General features: G+C 73.1%; 7 protein-coding genes. 1 reads left to right on the forward strand and 6 read right to left on the reverse strand.

The window, feature by feature from the left end; all coding sequences use genetic code 11:
* The 6 genes from ruvA to ACFU99_RS31705 all read right to left on the reverse strand — a co-directional run.
* Positions 1-469, reverse strand: a 469-nt coding sequence (gene ruvA, locus ACFU99_RS31680; protein ID WP_384398571.1) for a Holliday junction branch migration protein RuvA, incomplete at its 3' end; no start/stop codon positions are given.
* Positions 466-1017, reverse strand: coding sequence for a crossover junction endodeoxyribonuclease RuvC (ruvC, locus tag ACFU99_RS31685; protein ID WP_384398573.1), 552 nt, complete (start codon positions 1015-1017; stop codon positions 466-468). The genes ruvA and ruvC, both read right to left, overlap by 4 nt.
* A 266-nt stretch (positions 1018-1283) precedes the next feature.
* On the reverse strand, positions 1284-2036 hold the full coding sequence (locus ACFU99_RS31690; protein WP_363129694.1) for a YebC/PmpR family DNA-binding transcriptional regulator: 753 nt from the start codon (positions 2034-2036) through the stop codon (positions 1284-1286).
* A gap of 62 nt (positions 2037-2098) precedes the next feature.
* On the reverse strand, positions 2099-2719 hold the full coding sequence (pdxT, locus tag ACFU99_RS31695; RefSeq protein ID WP_384398575.1) for a pyridoxal 5'-phosphate synthase glutaminase subunit PdxT: 621 nt from the start codon (positions 2717-2719) through the stop codon (positions 2099-2101).
* A 357-nt stretch (positions 2720-3076) separates the two neighbouring features.
* The gene (gene pdxS / locus ACFU99_RS31700) at positions 3077-3982 is read right to left on the reverse strand and encodes a pyridoxal 5'-phosphate synthase lyase subunit PdxS (RefSeq protein WP_384398577.1); all 906 of its coding nucleotides are present in this window, start codon (positions 3980-3982) and stop codon (positions 3077-3079) included.
* A gap of 158 nt (positions 3983-4140) precedes the next feature.
* Positions 4141-4689, reverse strand: a complete 549-nt coding sequence (locus ACFU99_RS31705) for a hypothetical protein (protein ID WP_384398579.1) — start codon at positions 4687-4689, stop codon at positions 4141-4143.
* Positions 4690-4896: 207 nt separating this feature from the next.
* On the opposite strand from ACFU99_RS31705, the gene ACFU99_RS31710 reads away from it, so the two are divergent.
* Positions 4897-5384, forward strand: a 488-nt coding sequence (locus tag ACFU99_RS31710) for a VC0807 family protein (protein WP_384398581.1), incomplete at its 3' end; no start/stop codon positions are given.

The following is a 5384-nucleotide window of genomic DNA, read 5'->3' on the forward strand; positions in this document are numbered from 1 at the left end:
CGGTCAGCTGCTCGCGCCAGCCGGGACCGGCGGCGCTGCCGACGCCCGCGCCCGCGCCGGGTCCGACCGGGTCGCCGAGGCGGTCCTTCAGTTCGAGCAGCAGCCGCTGGGCGCCCTTCTTGCCGATGCCGGGCACGGCGGTCAGGGCCTTCTCGTCGCCGCCGGCGACGGCGCGCCGCAGGGCGTCGGGGGCGTGCACGGCGAGCATGGCCTGGGCGAGGCGCGGACCGACGCCGCTGGCGGTCTGGAGCAGTTCGAAGACCTGGCGCTCGTCGTCGTCGGCGAAGCCGTAGAGGGTCAGCGAGTCCTCGCGGACGACGAGGGAGGTGGCGAGCTTGGCGGGCTGTCCGATGCGCAGGGCGGCGAGCGTGCCGGGGGTGCACTGGAGCGCCATGCCGACGCCGCCGACCTCGACCACTGCGGTGTCCGGGGCGAGGGCCGCGACCCGGCCGGAGACGAAGGCGATCATCGGGTGCCTTTCGGGAGACGTGCGGGGGCGAGGGTGCGGCGGTGGGCGGCGACGGCTTCCTGGAGGCGGTTGGTCGCCGGCGCGCGCCAGATGTGGCAGATGGCGAGGGCCAGGGCGTCGGCGGCGTCCGCCGGCTTCGGCGGCGCGTCCAGCCGCAGCAGCCGGGTGACCATGGCGCCGACCTGGGCCTTGTCGGCCCGGCCGGAGCCGGTGACGGCGGCCTTGACCTCGCTGGGGGTGTGCAGCGCGACGGGCAGTCCGCGGCGGGCGGCGCAGAGCATGGCGACGGCGCTGGCCTGGGCGGTGCCCATGACCGTGCTGACGTTGTGCTGGCTGAAGACGCGCTCCACGGCGACGCATTCGGGCCGGTGCTCGTCCAGCCACGCCTCTATGCCGCGCTCGATGAGGACGAGCCGCTCGGCGACGGGGGCGTCGGCGGCGGTCCGTACGACGCCGACCCCGGCCATCCGCAGGGGGCGGCCCGCCACGCCTTCCACCACGCCGATCCCGCACCGGGTCAGCCCCGGGTCCACGCCGAGTACGCGCACCGTGCCCCCTCCCTCGACCGACTTCCTCGGCCGACCGGACCGGCCGGCCGACTGTTCACGCAGGTTACCGGCTGCCACTGACAACGACCGGGCACGGGCGCGCCCGCGGCTCCGCCGACCGTAGGTGACGCCGCGTCGGACGATCCGGCGGCCCGCCTGCCCAGCCGCCCGACCGCCCAGCCGGGCATCGGCACGCCGACATGACGAACGGGCCGACGGAGGCTTCCCGTCGACCCGCCCGTACCCGCCCCTGCCCGGTCAGCGGCTCAGGCGTCCACCTTGGCCATGACGTCGTCGGAGACGTCGAAGTTGGCGAAGACGTTCTGCACGTCGTCGCTGTCCTCCAGCGCGTCGATCAGCTTGAAGATCTTGCGCGCGCCGTCCTCCTCCAGCTCCACCTGCATGGTGGGGACGAAGTTGGCGTCGGCCGAGTCGTAGTCGATGCCGGCGTCCTGGAGGGCGGTGCGGACCGCGACCAGGTCGGTGGCCTCGCTGAGCACCTCGAAGGAGTCGCCGAGGTCGTTGACCTCCTCGGCGCCCGCGTCCAGGACCGCGCCGAGCACGTCGTCCTCGGTCAGCTCGGCCTTGGGGACGATGACGACGCCCTTGCGGTTGAAGAGGTACGACACCGAGCCGGGGTCGGCCATCGAGCCGCCGTTGCGGGTCATCGCCACGCGTACGTCCGAGGCGGCGCGGTTGCGGTTGTCGGTGAGGCACTCGATGAGCACCGCGACGCCGTTCGGGCCGTACCCCTCATACATGATCGTCTCGTAGTCGGCGCCGCCGGCCTCAAGACCGGCGCCGCGCTTGACCGCGGAGTCGATGTTCTTGTTCGGCACCGAGCTCTTCTTCGCCTTCTGGATGGCGTCGAAGAGAGTCGGGTTGCCCTCGACGTCGGCGCCGCCCGTGCGCGCCGCGACCTCGATGTTCTTGATCAGCTTCGCGAAGAGTTTGCCGCGCTTGGCATCGATCACGGCCTTCTTGTGCTTCGTCGTAGCCCATTTAGAGTGGCCGGACATCCGCGTGTCTCCTTCGCGTAACCAATTCTTGAATGAACGCCTGAGATCCTACCGGGGTGAGCTCACAGGGTGGCGCGCACCATGTCGACGAAGAGAGCGTGCACCCGGTGATCGCCAGTGAGTTCGGGGTGGAAGGACGTGGCCAGCACGGGTCCCTGCCGGACGGCGACCGTGTGACCGTCGTGGACGGCCAGCACCTCGACGCCGGCGCCGGTCGACTCGACCCAGGGCGCGCGGATGAAGACGCCCTCGACCGGCCCGCCGGCCACCCCGGCGACCTCGACGGCCGCCTCGAACGACTCGTTCTGCCGGCCGAACGCGTTGCGGCGCACGATCATGTCGATGCCGCCGAGCGTCTCCTGGTCCTCCCTGCCGTCGAGCAGCTTCTCGGCGACCATGATCATGCCGGCGCAGGAGCCGTATACGGGCATCCCGGCCCGTATCCGCGCGCGCAGCAGTTCGAGCATCCCGAAGGCGACGGCGAGCTTGGACATGGTCGTGGACTCCCCGCCGGGGATCACCAGGCCGTCGGCCTCGTCCAGTTCCCGCGGCCGGCGGACCGGCCGGGCCGTGGCACCGGCCTCGGCGAGAGCGGCGAGATGCTCACGGACATCGCCCTGAAGGGCGAGCACCCCGATGACGGGGGTGGGGTCGGAGGCGGAGGCGGGTTCGGACTGGGGCACGGGGTGGAGACCTCTCAGGTTGTGACGCCAGGTGCGGCCCTTGGCGCCTTGGCCGATGTCGCGGGCGCCGTGGGCTCGGGGCCGTGGACCGCGCGGGTCACGGCGGTCGCGACCGTACGGACCGCGGAGCCCTGACCCCACGAGCCACGGCGGCCCGCGGCCGTACGAGCCGCGAGGCCGGGACCGCGTCGGCCACGGCGCCCATGACCGTACGGGCCGGGGCCGCGTGGGTCGCGCGGACCGCGGCACCGTGACCGTTCGGGCCCCGGGCCCCGGGCCCGCATGGCCCGCGGCGGCCCGCCGTGGCACAGCCGTGGAGCCGTGGCCGTACGGCCCGCCCCCGGCCGGTCGGCGTGGCTACCAGCCGCGATTGGCGTAGCGCTCGGACTCGGGGAGGGTGTCGCAGTTGATGCCGACCATGGCCTCGCCGAGGTCGCGCGACGCGTCCGCGATGATCTTCGGGTCGTCGTAGAAGGTGGTGGCCTTCACGATCGCCGCGGCGCGCTTCGCCGGGTCGCCGGACTTGAAGATCCCGGAGCCCACGAAGACCCCCTCGGCGCCGAGCTGGCGCATCAGCGCCGCGTCGGCCGGGGTGGCGACGCCGCCCGCGGAGAACAGCACGACCGGCAGCTTGCCCAGCTCGGCGACCTCCTTGACCAGCTCGTACGGAGCGCGCAGCTCCTTGGCCGCGGCGAACAGCTCGTGTGAGTCGAGGGCGCGCAGCCGGCCGATCTCGCCCTTGATCTGCCGCATGTGGCGGACGGCCTCGACCACGTTGCCGGTGCCGGCCTCGCCCTTGGAGCGGATCATGGCCGCGCCCTCGGCGATCCGCCGCAGCGCCTCGCCGAGGTTGGTGGCGCCGCAGACGAAGGGGGTGGTGAACGCCCACTTGTCGCTGTGGTTGACCTCGTCGGCCGGGGTGAGCACCTCGGACTCGTCGATGTAGTCGACGCCGAGCGACTGGAGGACCTGGGCCTCGACGATGTGGCCGATGCGGGACTTGGCCATGACCGGGATGGAGACGGCCGAGATGATGCCGTCGATCATGTCCGGGTCGGACATCCGGGCCACGCCGCCGTCCTTGCGGATGTCGGCCGGGACCCGCTCCAGGGCCATGACCGCGACGGCGCCCGCGTCCTCGGCGATCTTGGCTTCCTCGGGCGTGACCACATCCATGATCACGCCGCCCTTCAGCTGCTCGGCCATGCCGCGCTTGACGCGCGCAGTACCGGTCTCGGGGCTTCCCGCAGGGGTGGTGGACACGTGATGACCTCGCTATCAAGGGCTTAGACGCTGCACGAACCACCGAACCCCATGCGTACGACCTGCGGAAAGAGCCAATCCGAGGCCGGTGGCCCGTACGGGCGGCCGGCGGCCGGACGTGCGCCACTCGCCGTACGGGCCTCCGTGCCCCACCGGCCTCAGTGGCCCGTCTGCGTGTGCTCCGCCAGCGCCGGCGGCTGCTCGTCGTCCATCTCGAAGGCCAGCGGGAACGGCGCGTGCCCGGCCAGCCGGAACCACCGCACCACCCGGTGCTCGCGCACCGCCCGTGCCGCCCGCACCGAGTCGTTGTGGAAGCGCCGCGCCATCGGCACCCGGCGCACGGCCTCCATCAGCTCCCGCACCGACTCCTCGCCCCCCGGCGCCTCCCGTACCGCCTCGACCTGCGCCTGCTCGGCGAACACCGCGCGCAGCGCCTGGCTCAGTTCGCTCTCGGCGACCTCCCGGTGCTCCTCCTCGGCCTGCCGGGCGGCGTGCGCCGCCTGGTAGAGCACGATGGACGCCGCCGGGTCCAGGACCCCCGAGGTGCCGAGCTCCTGCGCCACCGACGCGCGCCTCAGGAGCTGCGCGTCGAGCGCGGCCTTCGCCGCGTCGATACGGCTGTGCAGCCGGTCCAGGCGCCCCGCGGTCCAGCTCAGATAGACGCCGATGACGACCAGGGCCGCCGCGATCCAGATGAAAGTGGTCACGCCGGGTCACAGTACCGGCCGCCCCGGTCCACCCTCCGGTGGAGACGCGGGTGGAGGCGCAAGGCAGCACCGGGGTGGAGAGGCGCCGCCGAGGACCGACCCTGGCTCCGATCCGCTCGGCCGCGCCGCTTCCTAGCGTGTCGGGGAAGGACACCGGACCTGTACCGGACCGGCCCGACCAGCCGGTCCGCCGCCAAGGAGGCTCCCATGGACCGGCAGACACGGCGCTCGCTGACCACCTCGATCGCCGTCAACGTCGTCTTCCCGCTCGGCGTCTACTACCTGCTCCGCGCCCAGGGCGCCGCGCAGTGGCCGGCGTTGCTGCTCAGCGGCGCGGCCCCGGCGGTGCGCGCCGCGTACACGCTGGCGGTCCGCCGCCGCGTCGACGGCTTCGACCTGTTCGTCGTCGGCATGCTCGCCCTCTCCGCCGGCGCCTCGCTGATCAGCGGCGAGCCGCGGGTGCTGCTGCTGAAGAACGTGGTCCTGTCGCTGGGGCTGGCCACGTGGGTCCTGGGCACGCTGTACGCGCCGCGGCCGTTCGTCTTCCAGTTCTCGCGCCGGTGGCACGGCGAGGCCGCGAGGGCGGAGCGCGACCGGCTGTGGGCGGAATCGGCCGAATTCCGGCGCGCGCTGCGGCGGGTGACGATGTTGTGGGGCGGCGTCCTGTTCGTCGACGCGTCCCTGAGCACGCTCAC

It is taken from the genome of Streptomyces sp. NPDC057654 (assembly GCF_042800135.1).
Lineage (GTDB): Bacteria > Actinomycetota > Actinomycetes > Streptomycetales > Streptomycetaceae > Streptomyces.